A 16,108-nucleotide genomic window follows, 5' to 3' on the forward strand; every position below is an offset into this window, starting at 1 on the left:
CGCGTCTCCTCTCCAGTTCCTTCCCCTTGACTTGCGAAGCTCCGGAGGAGAGGGGGGGCGGGGGGTGAGCCAGCCTGGCAGACGTTCGCCAGGCGTCCTTTCCTATTCGTCCAACCCCGTCAGCACCGCGTCCACGATCCGCTCCCCGTAAGCCTCGATGCGCCTCGGCCCCAGCCCCGGCACCCCTTCCAACTCGGCCAGCGTGCGCGGTTGCCGGGCCGCGAGGGCGTCCAGGGTGGCGTTCGGGAAGATCACGAAGGCGCTGTGCCCCGTCTCGCGGGCAAGTTCGCGGCGCAGTTCGCGCAGGGCCTCGGCGACCTCGGGGTTACGGGGAGCGTGTGGCGTGTCGCCCGTGGCGTGCGGAAACAGCGCGTCGGGGCGCGATGAGGCCGGTGCTTCCGGGCGGGGGCGGACGGGCGGGGCGCTGGGGGCGGAGGGCGGAAGGCTTCCGCGCAACACACCCAACACCGCCGCATTCTCGGCTGCGCCCCGCTCGGCTTCACCCGGCTGGCGGCTGGAAGCTGGCCGCTGGCCGCCCGACTGCCTCCGCACCACCCCCAGCACCTCCTCCCCGTACTCCGCGAGCTTGCGCTGGCCCACGCCGCTCACCGTGCCCAGGGTGTGCAGGCTGCCGGGGCGCAGTTCGGCGATGGTCTTCAGGGTCGCGTCGGTAAAGATCACGTAGGGGGGCACGCCCTGCTCGCGGGCCTTTTGGAGTCGCCACGCCCGCAGCGCCTCGAAGAGGGGGCTGTCCTGCGCGTCTACCGGGGCGCGGCCGGGCCGGGTGGAGCGGTCGCGGGTCGGGCGGGGGGCCAGGGTGTCTTCCCGCAGGTGCAACGTCTCTTCGCCGCGCAGAAGCGGGCGGGCCTTGGCGGTCGCGCTCAGGCCGTGGTGCTCGCCTGCCGCGAGGTAGCCCAGGCTGACAAGCTGGCGCAGCAGCCCGCGCCATGTCTTCTCATCGTGCGCCCGCCCCACCCCGAAGGTGGGCAGCGTATGGTGCCCCATCGCCCGCACCTTCTCAGTGTCGCGCCCCAACAGCACGTCGGTAAGGTGGGCGGCCCCGAAGCGGTTGCCGGTGCGGATCGCCGCCGAGAGCGCCATCTGCGCCTCGCGCGTGGCGTCGCGCACACGCGGGGGGGCGAGGCACACGTCGCAATTGCCGCACGGCTCCGGCAGCGTTTCCCCGAAATACGAGAGCAGCACCTGACGGCGGCAGGTCGCGGCCTCGCAGTAGGTCAGCAGGGCGTCGAGCTTGGCAGCCTCCACCCGGCGCACGTCTTCCGGGGCCGCACTCTGCGCGAGCATCCGCCGCACGTTGACCACGTCGGCCAGCCCGTAGACCATCCAGGCCGTACTCGGCAGGCCGTCGCGCCCGGCGCGGCCCGTCTCCTGGTAGTAGCCCTCCAGACTCTTGGGGAGGTCGAGGTGCGCCACGAAGCGCACGTTGGGCTTGTCGATGCCCATGCCGAAGGCGACGGTCGCCACCACGATCAGGCCCTCCTCGTTCAGGAAGCGTTCCTGCGCCCCATTGCGCTCACGCGGCGAGAGGCCCGCATGGTAGGGCACCGCGTCGACCCCCTGCGCCTGAAGCCACTTCGCGGTCTCCTCCACCGACTTGCGCGACAGGCAATAGACGATGCCCGCGTCGCCCGGATGTTCGGTGCGGATGAAGTCGAGGAGTTGCGACTTCGGTCCCTCCTTGGCCGCCACCCGGTACTGGATGTTGGGGCGGTCGAAGGAGGAGATGAACTGCGGCGCTCCGTGCAGCCCCAGCACCCGCAGAATGTCGGCCCGCGTGCGGTCGTCAGCGGTGGCGGTCAGGGCGAGGCGGGGAATCTGGGGAAAACGTTCGGGCAGCACGCCCAGTTGCCCGTATTCGGGCCGGAAGTCGTGCCCCCATTGCGAGACGCAGTGCGCCTCATCAATGGCGAAGAGGGCGACCGGGGCGCGTTCGAGGAGATCCAGCGTGCGGGGCAGCAAGAGGCGCTCGGGAGCGACGTACAGCAGATCCAACTCGCCCGCGAGCAGCGCCGCCTCCACCTCCCGCACCCCCTCTGGGCTAAGGGTGGAGTTCAGGAAGGCCGCCCGCACCCCGAGCTGCCGCAGCGTGTCCACCTGGTCTTTCATCAGCGCGATCAGGGGCGAGACGACGATCCCCACACCGGGCCGCAGCAGCGAGGGCACCTGGTAGCACAGGCTCTTGCCGCCGCCCGTGGGCATCAGCACGAGCGCGTGGCCCCCGCCCGCCACCGTCCGCACGATGTCGGCCTGCACGCCCCGGAAGGCGTCGTAGCCCCAGACGCGCTTGAGAATGTCCAGGGCCTGCTGGTCGGTGGTGGTCGGCGCCGCCGTCATCGGGGCCGATGATACCGGAGTACGCCGGGGACAGAATGCAGACCTGACCCTAGAGTGGCCCCATGCCCGACCACCCCACCGAGGACCGCCTCTCCACCCTTCTGAACGCCGAGGTCTACTGGACCGCGCGGGCCATGCAGGAACAGGGCAGCCGCTTTTACCGGGCGCTGGGCACGGCGCTGGAGGCCGCCGACCTCGCCAACCGCCGCCGGTTGTACGGGACGTGGCCGGACGAGTTCTGGGACTTCTACCGGCGGGGCCTGCGCCTGCGCGACGAGTGGGGCGAGGGCTGACCGATCAGGCCGAGGGCAGCCTCGCGCAGCAGCGTTTTTAAGGCGGCGAGGGGGCCGGACGGGGCGGTGCCACGCACCCGCTCCCTCTTCGCGGCGAAGCGTGCTCTGTCTGCCGCGCTGACTCCGAGCCGGGGTTGACCGATGGCTCCCATGAACAGTTCCCGGAGGACGGTCCAGAGGCTGTGCAGGGCGGCTCGCATGGCAGACAGTACGCCCCGCAGGTGCCCCACGTTCCCGCCCCGCCGTACACTGCCGCGCATGACTGCCAACCCCCAGCCCACCCTGCTCGCCGTGTTCGCCCACCCCGACGACGAGGCCTTCAGCGTCGGCGGCACGCTGACCCACTACGCCCGCCGGGGGGTGCGGGTGGTCCTGGCCTGCGCCACGCGGGGCGAGGCGGGCAAGATCACGGTGCCGGGCATGACGGTGGACGACCTCGGGCAGCAGCGCGAGCAGGAGTTGCGCGAGGCGTGCCGGGCGCTGGAGATCGGGGAGCCGGTTTTTCTCGACTATCACGACTCCGGCCGCTACGAGCGCACCCGCCATGACGATCCGCTTGCCTTGATGAACGTGAACCCGCTCGACGTGGAGGTGGGGCTGCGGGCGCTGATCAAGGAGGTACAGCCGCAAGTGATCGTCACCTTCGACCCGCACGGCGGCTACGGGCACGTCGACCACCTCCAGATTCACCGGGCGACGACCGCCGCCTTTTTCAGCACCGGGCACCTGCCCGGCGGCGGGCCGCAGCGGCTGTACTACACCGCCATGACCCACGAGGCGGCGGCCGGAATCGCCCGGATGGGCCAGGACCTCGACCCGCTGGTCTACGGCGTCTCACCGGACACAGTCGCAGTGCGGATGAACGTGGCCGCCTACGCGGAGAACAAGAAAGCAGCCCTCGCCGCCCACGGCACCCAGACGGGCGCCGAGAGCCTGCTGGGCCGCATGACGCCGGAGGAACGCGAGGCTATGGAAACCCGGATGCTGGGCACCGAGGGCTTCAGCATCGGCGGCACACGCACGCCGATCGCCCGCTACCCGCTGCGGGGGCTGTTCGACGGGGTGCCGGGGGGCGAGGGCGTGGACGGGGAGTAGACCGTGGACCGTGGCGGGGCCAGTTCCTTCCACGGTCCACCCCGCCCTACCCCAGCAGCCGCCCCACCGCGAAGCGCACCCGGCCCAGGCTGGCGACCTCGTCGAAGGCGGTCAGCAAGACCCCGTCGCCGTGGGGGGTCAGCAGGACCGGGCCGTCCCCGAAGTCGAGGAGCAGGTCCTGCCACTCGCCCGTGCCCAGCGCGGCCTTGAGGCTGCCCACGACGGCGCGGGCGGGCGGCACCACGCTGATGTCGGCCCCCGCACCCGCGCTGGTGACGACCTTGCCCGCCGCGTCCAGCAGGGCGACGTGCCGGACGCCGCGCACCTCCAGCAGTTCGGAGATCATGCGAACTCCGGCCGGGGCAGATCGGTCAGCTCCAGGGCCAGCCGGGCGAGGAGCTGCTGCGCGGCGCGGGTGTCGGTGCCGCGCGTCTGGGCCACGCCCAGGATGAAGTCGCCGCTGGTGACCGCGACCACCTCCACGCGCTCGCTGGTAAAGGCCAGCCGGGTCACTTCCCCCGCGCCGAGGCGGCGGCACACCCGGTCGAGGCTGACGCGCAGGGCCGCAAGTTCGGCGGCCAGGGCGTCGCTGCCCTCGCCCAGCAGTTCGATCGGCAGCCCGTCGGGGCCGACCAGGGCAGCGGCCACCACGCCGGGCAGGGGCCGCAGGGCATCAAAACGGGCGCTCACAGCAGGGCCTCCAGACGGTGCGCGGCGGCGCGGCCGTACAGCCGGGCCTGCCCCAGGTTGCTGCGGGCGTCCAGCGCCAGCAGCAGGAAGAAAGCGGAGGTGATGGGGTGCAGGTAGACGCTCAGGCGCTCGCCGCGCAGATACAGCTCGCGCACGTTGCCGCCGTTCAGGGTGTCGCCGTAGGCCGCGCCCGAGGCCCGCATCAGCCCCGCGTGCTCGGCCACCAGCAGGTTAAGGTCGGTGTTCGCCGCCGCGTGGCCCTCCACCAGCAGCCCGTCCAGCCCGCCGATGGCCGCCGCCCAGGCTCCGTCCACGTCCGCGACCAGTTGTGTGAGATGTGACAGCATCGCCCCGATCATAGGCGGCGATTCCACGCAAAATTCTCACAAGGGTGGAGGGCGGGCGGCTCGCACCTTTCTCCCAGCTCCCTCTGGCGTCCACCCCCGGCTCCGGCCGCGTGGTTTTTCCGTCTCCATGCGGTAGAATGCGGGGTGCAAAGGGGGGGAGTCGATTACGTTCAGGGCAGAATGTGGTAGACTCGCTTCATCCCCGGCAAGGACGCCGGGCCTCCCTTCCTCTCACGCGGCGGCGGGCCAGTTCCCCTGACCTGCCGCCCGCCCGACTGGAGTCTCATGACTGGAATCCATCCCGTTGACATCACCGCGGAAGTCAAGACCAATTTCATCAACTACGCGATGAACGTGATCGTGGACCGGGCGCTGCCCGATGTCCGCGACGGCATGAAGCCGGTGCAGCGCCGGATCATGTACGCCATGCTGCAAGAGGGCCTCGCCTCCAACCAGAAGCACGCCAAGTCGGCGGCCGTGGTCGGCGAGGTCATGAAGAAGTACCACCCCCACGGCGACTCGTCGATCTACGACGCGATGGTCCGGCTGGGTCAGTGGTGGAACATGCGTTACACCCTGGTCGACCCCCAGGGCAACTTCGGCTCCATCGACGGCGACCCGCCCGCCGCGATGCGCTACACCGAAGCCCGCATGACCAAGCTCGCCGAGGAAGTGCTGGCCGACCTCGAAAAAGAGACGGTCTACATGAAGCCCAACTACGACGAGACCACCGTGGAACCCTCGGTGCTTCCGTCGGCGGTGCCCAACCTGCTGATCAACGGGGCGGCGGGCATCGCGGTGGGCATGGCGACGAACATCCCGCCGCACAACCTCACCGAGATCAGCAACGGGCTGCTCGCGCTGATCGACAATCCGGCGATCACGCTGGACGAGATGCTGACCCACGTGCAGGGGCCGGACTTCCCCACCGGGGGGCGCATCTCCCGCCAGGGCATCCGCGAGGCGTACTCGACCGGGCACGCGGGCCTGAAGGTGCGCGGCAAGGCCCGCATCGACGAGAAGAACGGCCGGGCGCAGATCGTGATCTCCGAGATTCCGTATCAGGTCAATAAGACCAACCTGATCCAGACCATCTCGGCGATGTACAAGGCGGGCAAGATTCCCGACATCTCGGCCCTGCGTGACGAGTCCGACCGCAAGGAACCCGTGCGAATCGTGATCGAACTCAAGCGCGGCGCGATTCCTACGCTGGTCCTCAACCAGCTCTACAAGTACACCCAGCTCCAGTCGACCTTCACGGTGATGAACCTCAGCATCGTGAACGGGGAGCCGCGCGTGTTGCCCCTGATCGACACCATGCGGGCCTTCCTCGACCACCGCCGCGACGTGGTCACCAAGCGCACCGCCTACGAGCTGAAAAAGGCCGAGGAACGCGCCCACGTGCTGGAGGGGCTGGTCAAGGCCCTCGACCACATTGACGAGGTGATCGGGCGCATCCGGGCCAGCAACACGGCAGCCGAGGCGCGGGACACCCTGATGACCCGCTTTGCCCTGACCGAGATTCAGGCGCAGGCGATCCTCGACATGCGCCTTCAGCGGCTGGTCGGCCTGGAGCGCGAGAAGCTGATGGCCGAGTACGACGAGCTGCAAAAGACCATTCAGCGCCTGCGGTCCATCCTGGGCGAGGAGCGGCTGCTGTGGCGCGAGATCAAGAAGGAGATCCGCGACATCCGCGACCGCTACGGCGACGAGCGGCGCAGCACGATCACCGACCTCGAGGACGACATCTCCAAGGAGGACCTGATCGCCGTCGAGGACATGGTGATCACCATGACGCGGGCGGGGTACCTCAAGCGCACCAACCTGACCGCCTACCGGGCGCAGGGGCGCGGCGGGCGCGGGGCCTCGGGCGGCAAGCTGCGCGAGGAGGACGTCAACACGGGCGTGTTCGTGGGGTCCACCCACGACTACATGCTGTTCTTCACCGACCAGGGCCGGGTCTTCCACGAGAAGATCTACGACCTGCCGGAAGCGGGCCGCGACGCCAAGGGCACCCACATCCGCAACCTCTTCCCCGCCCTGCGCGACGACGAGAACATCGCCTCGGTGCTGAGCGTGAAGGGCTTCGGCGAGCCCGGCAGCTTCGTCTTCGCCACCAAGCGCGGGATGCTGAAAAAGACCCTGATCACCGAGTACGGCAACATCACCTCGGCGGGCCTGATCGCCATCAACCTCCAGCCCGGCGACGAGCTGATCGGCGTGGGCATTCAGCGCGACGGCGACCACGTGGTCCTGGCGACCCGTGACGGACAGGCGATGCGCTTCGCGGCGACCGAGGTGCGCGACACCGGCCGCGCGACCCAGGGCGTGATCGGCATCCGGTTGCGGGGCGGCGACGAGGTGGTCAGCATGGCGCTGGTCCCTGGCGGCGACGAGGGCAGCGAGCTGCTGGCGATCAGCGAGTGCGGGCTGGGCAAGCGCACCCCGGTGGGCGAGTACCCCAGCAAGGGGCGCGGCGGCCTGGGCGTGATCACCCTCGACGTGACCGACAAGACCGGCAAGCTCGTCGCCCTGACCCACGTGGCGGGCAACGAGGAACTGATGGTGCTGACCGAGAAGGGCACTGTGATTCGCACCCGCGTGGAGGAGGTCCGCGTGACCGGCCGCAACGCGCAGGGCGTCAAGGTGATCAACATCAGCGACAAGGACCGCGTGATCGACGCCTTCCCCATCCGCCGCGAGGACGAACTCTAAGCTGCTTTTGGCACCCCTACCCGGCCGCTCCGAAGGCCGGGTTTTTCTTTCCGTAATGCCTTGCAGGATGAGGACCGAGTGAGCCTGATCCACCTGTGACGATATGGGGAAACATCGTGCTGGGCACATTCCACGGGCTTGGGGCAACTTGAATGATCTGTGACCTAAAGCCTGATTAAAGAAACAAAACTGTTTACAAAAACGTGACCTTGGGTTACACTGTGATCCATGCCGGGATGGTCCGGCGCCCGATCAACTTCACCGCCAGGAGGCGACCCAAATGACGCAGACGCACACCACCTCCCTGACCAAGACCTTCGTGGACACTGTCACCTACCGGCCCGGCGCCGTGATCCTCTACCCCGGCAAGAGCGACATGCTCTACCGCGTGGCAAGCGGCCTGGTGCGCGTCCACACCATGGACGACGACGGCAACGGCCTGACCCTGCGCTACGTCAAGCCCGGCGAGTACTTCGGCGAGGAAGCGCTGGCAGGCGTGAACCGCGCCTACTTCGCGGAGGCCGTGACCGACTCCACCGTCGACGTGATCAACCCCGCCCTGATGAGCGCGGAAGACAACCTCGTCGTGACCACCCACCTCGTCAAGACGCTGGAGCGGGCCTACGAGAGCATCTACCGCCTGGTGGGCAAGCGGCTGCGTGCCCGCATCGCGGGGGAGTTGCTGGAACTCAAGGACACGGCTCTGGCGACCCAGCTCGACTCCGGCGAGACCATGATCTACGCCACCCACGACGAACTCGCCGCCGCCGTCGGCTCCGTGCGCGAGACGGTCACCAAGGTGGTCGGCGAACTCAGCCGCGAGGGCGTGATCAGCGCTGGGTACGGCAAGATCACCCTCAAGGACGAGCGGGCACTGGCGACCATCGCCGCCGCGTAAAGTCCCCACATCTCAGAGCGCCATCCGGTTCACGCCGGGTGGCGTTTTGCTGTGGGGCCGCTTCCGTCCCGCCCAGGGGAATGTCCGCACGCTCCGGCCCGGCTGCCCCCGCTACACTCGGCACCGATGAGCGAGCAGACTTTTTCTCCCTCCCTGGGCCGTCCCCTGCGGGTGGCCGTGATCGGCAGCGGTCCCAGCGGCATCTACGCGGCCGAGGCACTGACCAAGCAGACGGCCCTGCCGGTGGAGGTCGACGTATTCGACCGCCTGCCCACCCCCTACGGGCTGGTGCGCTACGGGGTGGCGCCCGACCACCTGACCATCAAGAGCGTGACGAGGGCCTTCGAGAAGGTGCTGTCCGACCCCCGCGTGCGCTTTCTGGGGAACGTGGAGTTCGGCCGCGACCTCACCCACGAGGAGGCGCGGGGGCTCTACGACGCCCTGATCTACACGGTGGGCGCGAGTGCGGATCGCCGCCTGGGGATTCCCGGCGAGGACCTCCGGGGCTCCATGAGCGCAACCGAGTTCGTCGCCTGGTACAACGGCCACCCCGATGCGGCGGCCCGCGAACTGGTGCTGAACGCGCAGGGGGTGGCGGTCGTGGGCGTGGGCAACGTGGCGCTGGACGTAAGCCGCATCCTGGTCAAGACGGTGGAGGAACTGCGCGGGTCGGATATTGCCGAGCACGCCCTGACCGTGCTGGAGCGCAGCCACGTTCGCGACGTGTGGGTGCTGGGGCGCCGGGGCGCGGCGCAGGCCAAGTTCACGACCAAGGAGCTGCGCGAGTTCGGCGAGTTGAGCGCCGCCGACCCCATCGTCAAGCCCGCCGAGGTGCAGGTGGACGAGGCGACCGAGGCGCTGATCACCGACAACACCGTCAAGAAGAATCTGGAGGTGCTGCGCGACTTCGCCGTTCGCACGCCGGAAGGAAAGGAGCGGCGCATCCACCTGCGCTTTCTGGTCTCGCCCGTCGAGATTCTCGACGACGGCACCGGGCACGTGGGCGGCCTGAAGGTCGAGCGCAACGTGCTGGACGAATCGGGGGGCGCGGTGGGCACCGGCGAGTACGAGGTGCTCCCCGTGCAGATGGTGTTGCGTTCGGTGGGGTACAAGGGGGTCGCGTTGCCCGGCGTGCCCTTCGACGAGCGCCGGGGCGTGATTCCCAACGTGGAGGGCCGGGTGGAGGGCCGCCCCGGTGAATACACCGCCGGGTGGATCAAGCGCGGTCCCAGCGGCGTGATCGGCACGAACAAGAAAGACGCGGTGGACACGGTCGCTGGGCTCCTCGCGGACGCGGGGGCCGGGGCGCTCCCCGCCGCCGCCCAGCCCGGCCGCGAGGCCGTGGACGCCCTGCTGCGGGGCAAGGGCGTGGACGTGTACACCTACCACGACTGGCAGGTGCTCGACGCCCACGAACTCGCCCAGGGTGAGCAGCAGGGTCGCCCCCGCGCCAAGGTGGTGCACCGTCACGAGATGCTGACGCACCGCAAGGGCTGAGCCAGCCCCCCCACCCCCAGCCCCTCTTCCGCATGGAGAGGGGTTTTCGTCTGCTGACCGGGGGTGAAGTACCATGCGGCCTGATGTCGTCGCCCGTTCCCTCCCCCGTTCCCCGTGTGGCCGTCGTGATTCCGGCGTACAACGAGGAAGAGACCGTGGCGACCGTGGTGCGAACCGCGCTGGAACTCACCCCGGAGGTCGTCGTGGCGAGCGACGGCAGCGCCGACCGCACCGCCGAGGTCGCGCGGGCGGCGGGAGCGCGGGTGGTGGAGCTGCGCGAGAACCGGGGCAAGGGTCCGGCGCTCAAGGCGGCGCTGGAGGCCACCGAAGCCGACTACGTGGTGATGCTGGACGCCGACCTGATGGGGCTGACGCGGGAACATCTGGAGCAGCTTCTGGCGCCCGTGCTGGCGGGGGAACTCGATATGGCGATCGGCGTCTTCGAGGGGGGCGGCAGCTTCGCGAGTGACTGGGGCAATCGCCTCACCCCGAACCTCAGTGGGCAGCGGGCCTGCCGCCGCGACTGGCTGCTCTCGGTACCCCGGCTGGGCGAGGAACGCTGGCCCGAGCCGCCCATCACCGACTGGCTGCGCGAGACGGGCGCCCGCTGGGGCTACGTGGAGCTGGGGCAGGTGCGGCAGGTGCTCAAGGAGACCAAGCGCGGCTTCTGGAAGGGGGCGCGTGCCCGCACCCGGATGTACGCCGACCTGCTGACCTACCGCCGCCGCAAACGCCGGGGGTAAGCGGCAGGGGCCGGGCGAGACCCATGCTACGGTGACCCGCATGGCCGATTCCGCCTCTCTCACGTCCTCCCCGGTTTCCTTCGAGCGTGCGGCCATCGTGGGGGTGGGCCTGATCGGGGGCAGCGTGGCGCTGGGGCTGCGCGAGCGGCTGCTGGCCCGGCGGGTCGTCGGGTACGACGCCAGCATGGACGTGCTGCGCGAGGCCGAGGCGCTCGGCGTGGTGGACGAGGTTCAGGCGACGCCGGGCGAGTGGCTGCGCGGGTGTGACCTCGTGGTGCTCGCCGCGCCGATGGGGGCGCTGGGGCCGCTGGCCCGCGAGCTGGCCCCCTTTCTGTCGCCAGACGCGCTGGTCACCGACGTGGGCAGTGTCAAGACCGGCATCGCCGCCGAACTCGACGCGCTGGGGGTGCGGGGCTTCGTGCCGGGGCACCCGATGGCGGGCAGCGAGCGCGGCGGGGTCACCCACGCGCGGGCGGCGCTGCTGGAAAACGCGGTGTGGGTGCTCACGCCCACCGAGCACACCTCGCTGACGGCCCTGAGCCGTGCCCGGCAGCTTGTGGAGGCGCTGGGGGCCGCCCCGGTGGTCATGCCCCCCGAGGCGCACGACAGCCTGGTGGCGACCGTGAGTCACCTCCCCTACCTCGTGAGCCTTGCGCTGACGCACCTCGTGGCGCGGGACGAGCGGCTGAGCCTGCTCGCGGCGGGGGGCTTCCGCGATCTCACGCGGGTGGCGAGTGGGGACCCCCGGATGAGCCGCGACATGGTGGTGGAAAACCGGGAGGCGCTGCGGGAAGCCCTGGCCCGTTTCCGGCGGGGGCTGGAGCGGCTGGAGGCCGACCTGGAGCGCCCCGGTGACCTCCTCGCCGCCGCCGCCGAGGGCAAGCGCACCCGCGACAGCCTGCCGGTGGTGCGGCGCAGCCTGCTCCCGCCCCGGCACGACCTGGTGGTCGCCATGCCCGACCGGCCCAACCAGATCGGTGCGGTGACCCAGGCGCTGGGAGCGGCGGGCGTGAACATCAAGGACATCGAGGTGCTCGCCATCCGCGAGGAGGGGGGTGCCCTGCGGCTGGGGCTGGAGAGTGCCGCCGACGTGGCGCGGGCGGCCAACCTCCTGCGGGCGGCGGGGTACGAGGTGCGGGGACGGGGCTAATACGGATTCCGGTTGAACAGTTACACAAACTGCTCAACCCGAGCAGAGCGAGAAGGAACAAAACGGTTCCCGGGAAAGGAGTTATCGAGTCGGCGCTTTCCCGGTTCGATAACGGATTGGACGGAAACCGTACAACCGGCTTTTCGGCTCTATGAGCCGTCCCCGCCTTTGGATGGACGCCCCTCATGCACGGGGCGGGTAGAGTGGCACCCGGATGTCCGAGCCTGCTCCCGCCACGCCTGTCCCGGCCACCTCGACCGCTGCGCCCCTGGAGCAGGGGGCCACGGCCGCCCCGCGCCTCACGGCGGTGGACACCTTCCGGGGGCTGACCATCATGGAGGTCGTGGCGCACCACACCAGCGGCATGGCGCTGCGGCACGCCGAGGCGGGGTCGCTCGCGCACGAGCTGCTGCTGATCCTCAACCGCACCCTGCACTTCGCGGTGCCCGCCTTCGTCTTTCTCTCGGCGGTGGTGCTGACCCGCAGCCTGCTGAAGAAGTTCGACCTGCGGCGCTACTTCACCCGGCGGGTCACGCGCGGGGCGTGGCCCTACGTGCTGTGGAGCGCCCTGTACGCCGTGTGGTACGTGGTCACCACCCAGCGTCCGCCGGAGACGCTGACGGACCCGGAACAGTGGGCTTTCTGGCTGCTGTACGGCAAGGCGAGCTTTCACCTGTATTTCCTGCTGGTGGCGCTGGAGGTCTACCTGCTGCTGCCGCTGCTGCTGCCCCTGGCCCGGCGGCGCCCGCCCATCGGGCTGATGCTGGGGCTGGGGCTGGCCGTTCAGCTCGGGGTGTATTTCCTCAACCGCGAGGTGCTGACCCTGCCCTTTCCGGCGAGCACGGTGCTGTGGTACCTGCTGCCTGTCCTGACCGGCGTCGGGGTGGGGGCGCGGCTGGACGAGTTCCCGGCGTGGTGGCGCCAGCGCCTGCCGCTGCTGCTGGGGGCGCTGGCAGTGGTCTTCGCGCTGTACCTGCCCACCGCCGTGGGGAACCTCAAGGGCGAATCCGTCGTCCCGCTGCACTACAACGCGCTGAACTGGAGCTATTCCATCCTGGTGGCGTTGACGCTGCTGGGCGCGGCCTACGCCTGGCAGCGGCGGGGGCCGGAGGGCGGGGGGACGCTGCGGCGGGCCATCGCCACGCTGGGCACCGTCAGCCTGCCCATCTACCTGATTCACCCCGCGCTGCTGCAATTTCTGGAGTACGGGGTGGGGATTCCCGACGGCGGCCCCCTCGCCCTCGCGCTGACGGCGACCCTCTACTTCCTGATCGCCCTGCTGGTCCCGATGCTGATTGGGCGCCTGCTGCTGGGCAAGCGGTTGGGGCTGTTCATCTTCGGGCGATGATCCGCATTCCGGCCCAGGAGGGACAACAACTGCTCCGCCCGAGCGAAGCGAGGAGGAACAACACGGTCGCCGGGAAAGGAGGTCTCCCCTCGGCGCTCTCCTGAGAGGAGAACGGAGTGGACGGCAACCGGATAAGGCCCCCTGGCCCGCCCCATGAGAAGGCCCTCAGCGGGCACGTCAGGACAGGGTCACCGCCGGGGCGGTAGAGTGCCCCGGCCCATGCACCGCTTCGCCCTTTCCCTGATCACGACCCTCGCCGCCGCCCTCGCCGTGACGGGCGCGGCGGCCACCACTGCCGTCCCTCCGCTGCCCCTCCCCAAAAAGCCTGACACTGTGCGGCTGGAGCGGGTCAGCGGCCCGTCGTTTCTGCGGGTGCCGCCCGCGTGTTACCGCCAGGAATGCGCGATGGTGGTCGTGTCGCACCCGCGCGGGCAGAGTGCCGAGCGGCTGCTGGACAGCCCGCAGGTCAGCGTGCTGGTCGAGGCCCTGCTGGACGTGCCGCTGGCCGTGCTGCTCAGCGACGACGGCGGCGAGAGCACCTGGGGCAGCCCCGCCGCACTCGCGCAGGTTGCCAGCCTGCGGCAGGAGGCGGGGTCGCATTTTGCCTGGAACGGGCGCACCTACGCGCTGGGCCTGAGCATGGGCGGACTGCTCGCGCTGCGCAGCGCCCTGCCGGGCAGCCCCTACCCGGTGGGCGGCGTGGCCCTGATCGACCCCTGGACCGACCTGAGAAACGCCTGGGGCACCGCCCTGACCCGCCGCGCGGAGATCGGCCACGCCTACGGCCTGAGCGGTGAACCCGAGCCGCACCTCAACCCGGTCGCCCTGGCCGAGCAGGCCCCCAGGCTGCCCCTTTTTCTCGTCGCCGGTCCCGACGACGACGTGGTGCCGATGGAGACGAACGCCATGCGCCTGAGAAACCGCGCGGCTCCCGGCCCCAGCCGCTTCGTGCAGCTCAGCGGCCCGCACCTCGGCGGCAACCGCTTCTCGCCCAAGGTGGCCGACCAGCTCGCGGACTTCTTCGGAGGGTTGGAGGCGCAGGCCACCGAACAGGCGCTGCGGCGCTGAGACTGGAGGCAAGGGGAGAGGGCCTGGGAGATATTGCCCCAGGCCCTCTCCCCCTTCCGGGCGGCTACATCGCCGCCGGAACCTCGATCCCGATCAGGTCCAGCGTCTCCTCGAAGGCGCGGCGCAACCGGCCCACCAGCGCCAGCCGGGCCTCACGCAACCCATTGGGGCTCTGGAGGACGTTGGTGGCGGGTTTTCCGGCCTTGTCCTTGGCGTTGTACCAGGCGTTGAAGGACGTAGCGAGGTCGAGCGCGTACTGGGCGACCACGTGCGGCGAGTGGATGCGGACGCTCTGGGCGACGACCTCGGGCAGACGGGCAACCTGCTTGGCAAGGGTGAGGTCCACGTCGGGCAGCGCCTCCCAGTCCGCCCCGGTGCCGTCCACCGCGTACCCGGCCTCCTGCGCCTTGCGGAGGATGTTGGCGGCGCGGACGGCGGCGTACTGGACGTAGGGCGCGGTATCGCCCTGAAGCGCGAGCGCCTGCTCCCAGCGGAAGTCGAGGATGCGCGTCGGCTCGGCCTTGAGCATGGCAAAACGAATCGCGCCGATGCCGATGCGCCGGGCGATTTCGCGGGCGTCATCTCTGGCGGCGAGGTCGGGGTTGATCCCTTGCAGGACGGCCAGGGCTCGCCGCTCGGCCTCGTCCATCGCGTCGTCGGCGCTCACGGCGATCCCCTTGCGCCCGGAGATGGTCTGGCCCTCCAGGGTGACGAAGGCGTAGGAGAGGTGGATGGACCGCTCTTTTTTCTCCGCCTCGCCCGCCACGCCCAGGGCCGAGCGCACCACCGTCTGCGGGTGGTCCTGCCGGGAGTCGATCACGTTGATGACCTCGTCGGCGTGGCCGAAGCGCCGCCCGGTGTCGGGGTCGCCGTCGGGGGCACTCGTCCAGACGGTGTTCCCCTCGGGGTCGGTGGTGAAGGGCTTGAAGCGCATGCCCTCGAAGAGGCCGAATTTCCAGAACTGGTAGCCGATGTCCTTGGCGGCGTACATCGCGGTGCCGCCGGAGCGCACGAGGACCACGTTAGGTTCCTCCAGCCCCGGCATGAACTCGGACACGTCCATCACAAAGGCCCCGGCATACTTGCCCTCCGCCGGGCGCGAGGTGTAGCGGCTGCCTTCCAGGATGTTCATCGCCTGCGCCAGAAAGCCGCTGCCCACCACGTCGGATTCCCAGTTCAGCAGGTCGTAGCGGGCGCCGAGGCGAAAGCAGGTGTCCAGATGCGCCCGGACCACCTTCTCGATCTCGCCGCGCAGTTCCCCCGCTTCCAGGCGGTGCATGACGGCGCTGATGCCCTCCTCCAGCGCGGGCTTCTGCGGATCGGCGTTGAGGCGCACGTAGCCCTCGCCCAGCCAGTGGTCGTACTTCTGCTCGCCGTCCCAGACGCGGCCGTAGTGCGACACCGCGAAGAGGGCCTCGGCTGCCTGGCGCCCGGTGTCGTCAATGTAGTTCTGGACCTCCACCCGCGACCCCGCCGCCCGGAAGATGCGGGCCATGGAGTCGCCCAGCACCACGTTACGCAAGTGCCCGACGTGCAGCTCCTTGTTGGGGTTGACCGAGGTGTGCTCGATGACGATCTTGTCGGGGCGGGCGGGCATGGCGAAAGGCGTCTCGACCACGGCCTTGACGAAGGCACCCACGTCCACGAAGAAGTTCAGAAAGGGACCGGCCGCCTCCACCCGCGCGATGCCCTCCGGGAGCTGCACGCTCGCGGCGAGTCCCGCGGCTACCTGCGCGGGGTTCTGGCCCAGGGCCTTCGCCATCTGGAAGGCGGCGGGGGTGCCGTAGTCGCCGGGCTTGTTGGCGGGCGTTTCCTGAATCGCCGCGTCCACGGGGGCGCCGAGGTCGGCGGCGGCCCGTTCGACGGCGGCTTTGAGTTGAGCCTTGAGGTCCATAAGAGGAAAGTTTAA

The 16,108-nt window shown here is 69.9% G+C and carries 14 protein-coding genes; 9 read left to right on the forward strand and 5 right to left on the reverse strand.

Annotation, left to right across the window (positions count from 1 at the left end; genetic code table 11):
* Positions 1–102: 102 nt before the first annotated feature.
* Entirely contained in the window at positions 103–2,355 is a 2,253-nt protein-coding gene (gene recQ, locus L1280_RS03850) for a DNA helicase RecQ (RefSeq protein ID WP_253580753.1), read from the reverse strand.
* A 62-nt stretch (positions 2,356–2,417) separates the two neighbouring features.
* Between recQ and L1280_RS03855 the strand changes: the two genes are divergently transcribed.
* The gene (locus tag L1280_RS03855; protein ID WP_253580754.1) at positions 2,418–2,648 is read left to right on the forward strand and encodes a hypothetical protein; all 231 of its coding nucleotides are present in this window, start codon (positions 2,418–2,420) and stop codon (positions 2,646–2,648) included.
* Between the two features lie 258 nt (positions 2,649–2,906).
* Entirely contained in the window at positions 2,907–3,743 is an 837-nt protein-coding gene (locus L1280_RS03860) for a PIG-L deacetylase family protein (protein ID WP_253580755.1), read from the forward strand.
* 46 nt (positions 3,744–3,789) lie between these two features.
* On the opposite strand, the gene L1280_RS03865 is transcribed toward L1280_RS03860, so the two are convergent.
* From L1280_RS03865 to L1280_RS03875, 3 genes are read right to left on the reverse strand one after another with little or no spacing between them, the layout of a single operon-like run.
* Positions 3,790–4,089: a roadblock/LC7 domain-containing protein gene (locus L1280_RS03865; protein WP_253580756.1), complete on the reverse strand. Its 300-nt coding sequence runs from the start codon at positions 4,087–4,089 to the stop codon at positions 3,790–3,792.
* Positions 4,086–4,433 (reverse strand): roadblock/LC7 domain-containing protein, encoded by a 348-nt coding sequence (locus tag L1280_RS03870; RefSeq protein ID WP_253580757.1) that lies wholly within the window; start codon positions 4,431–4,433, stop codon positions 4,086–4,088. Before L1280_RS03870 ends, L1280_RS03865 begins: the two co-directional genes overlap by 4 nt.
* A complete protein-coding gene (locus L1280_RS03875) occupies positions 4,430–4,780 on the reverse strand; it encodes a roadblock/LC7 domain-containing protein (protein ID WP_104991941.1) in 351 nt (116 codons plus the stop codon). Before L1280_RS03875 ends, L1280_RS03870 begins: the two co-directional genes overlap by 4 nt.
* Positions 4,781–5,065: 285 nt before the next feature.
* Between L1280_RS03875 and gyrA the strand changes: the two genes are divergently transcribed.
* From gyrA to L1280_RS03910, 7 genes are all read left to right on the forward strand, one after another.
* On the forward strand, positions 5,066–7,495 hold the full coding sequence (gene gyrA, locus L1280_RS03880) for a DNA gyrase subunit A (protein ID WP_253580758.1): 2,430 nt from the start codon (positions 5,066–5,068) through the stop codon (positions 7,493–7,495).
* A gap of 280 nt (positions 7,496–7,775) precedes the next feature.
* On the forward strand, positions 7,776–8,393 hold the full coding sequence (locus L1280_RS03885; RefSeq protein ID WP_253580759.1) for a helix-turn-helix domain-containing protein: 618 nt from the start codon (positions 7,776–7,778) through the stop codon (positions 8,391–8,393).
* A gap of 126 nt (positions 8,394–8,519) precedes the next feature.
* Positions 8,520–9,890 carry an FAD-dependent oxidoreductase gene (locus tag L1280_RS03890; RefSeq protein WP_253580760.1) on the forward strand — a complete coding sequence of 457 codons (1,371 nt, stop codon included), beginning with the start codon at positions 8,520–8,522 and terminating at the stop codon, positions 9,888–9,890.
* An 83-nt stretch (positions 9,891–9,973) separates the two neighbouring features.
* Complete coding sequence (locus L1280_RS03895; protein ID WP_253580761.1) at positions 9,974–10,633, forward strand: glycosyltransferase family 2 protein; 660 nt, start codon at positions 9,974–9,976, stop codon at positions 10,631–10,633.
* 40 nt (positions 10,634–10,673) lie between these two features.
* The gene (locus L1280_RS03900; protein ID WP_253580762.1) at positions 10,674–11,783 is read left to right on the forward strand and encodes a prephenate dehydrogenase; all 1,110 of its coding nucleotides are present in this window, start codon (positions 10,674–10,676) and stop codon (positions 11,781–11,783) included.
* A 214-nt stretch (positions 11,784–11,997) separates the two neighbouring features.
* Positions 11,998–13,131: an acyltransferase gene (locus tag L1280_RS03905; RefSeq protein ID WP_253580763.1), complete on the forward strand. Its 1,134-nt coding sequence runs from the start codon at positions 11,998–12,000 to the stop codon at positions 13,129–13,131.
* 219 nt (positions 13,132–13,350) lie between these two features.
* Positions 13,351–14,199, forward strand: coding sequence for a S9 family peptidase (locus L1280_RS03910; protein WP_253580764.1), 849 nt, complete (start codon positions 13,351–13,353; stop codon positions 14,197–14,199).
* A 64-nt stretch (positions 14,200–14,263) separates the two neighbouring features.
* Here L1280_RS03910 and L1280_RS03915 read toward each other — a convergent pair whose 3' ends face one another.
* A complete protein-coding gene (locus tag L1280_RS03915; RefSeq protein WP_253580765.1) occupies positions 14,264–16,093 on the reverse strand; it encodes an arginine--tRNA ligase in 1,830 nt (609 codons plus the stop codon).
* Between the last annotated feature and the right edge of the window lie 15 nt (positions 16,094–16,108).

The sequence above is a fragment of the Deinococcus sp. HSC-46F16 genome, assembly GCF_024171495.1.
Taxonomy (GTDB): domain Bacteria; phylum Deinococcota; class Deinococci; order Deinococcales; family Deinococcaceae; genus Deinococcus.

Coding starts and splice junctions, on each gene's coding strand:
- recQ (WP_253580753.1), bottom strand. CDS start 2,355: ATGACGGCGGCGCCGACCACCACCGACCAGCAGGCCCTGGACATTCTC.
- L1280_RS03855 (WP_253580754.1), top strand. CDS start 2,418: ATGCCCGACCACCCCACCGAGGACCGCCTCTCCACCCTTCTGAACGCC.
- L1280_RS03860 (WP_253580755.1), top strand. CDS start 2,907: ATGACTGCCAACCCCCAGCCCACCCTGCTCGCCGTGTTCGCCCACCCC.
- L1280_RS03865 (WP_253580756.1), bottom strand. CDS start 4,089: ATGATCTCCGAACTGCTGGAGGTGCGCGGCGTCCGGCACGTCGCCCTG.
- L1280_RS03875 (WP_104991941.1), bottom strand. CDS start 4,780: ATGCTGTCACATCTCACACAACTGGTCGCGGACGTGGACGGAGCCTGG.
- gyrA (WP_253580758.1), top strand. CDS start 5,066: ATGACTGGAATCCATCCCGTTGACATCACCGCGGAAGTCAAGACCAAT.
- L1280_RS03885 (WP_253580759.1), top strand. CDS start 7,776: ATGACGCAGACGCACACCACCTCCCTGACCAAGACCTTCGTGGACACT.
- L1280_RS03890 (WP_253580760.1), top strand. CDS start 8,520: ATGAGCGAGCAGACTTTTTCTCCCTCCCTGGGCCGTCCCCTGCGGGTG.
- L1280_RS03895 (WP_253580761.1), top strand. CDS start 9,974: ATGTCGTCGCCCGTTCCCTCCCCCGTTCCCCGTGTGGCCGTCGTGATT.
- L1280_RS03900 (WP_253580762.1), top strand. CDS start 10,674: ATGGCCGATTCCGCCTCTCTCACGTCCTCCCCGGTTTCCTTCGAGCGT.
- L1280_RS03905 (WP_253580763.1), top strand. CDS start 11,998: ATGTCCGAGCCTGCTCCCGCCACGCCTGTCCCGGCCACCTCGACCGCT.
- L1280_RS03910 (WP_253580764.1), top strand. CDS start 13,351: ATGCACCGCTTCGCCCTTTCCCTGATCACGACCCTCGCCGCCGCCCTC.
- L1280_RS03915 (WP_253580765.1), bottom strand. CDS start 16,093: ATGGACCTCAAGGCTCAACTCAAAGCCGCCGTCGAACGGGCCGCCGCC.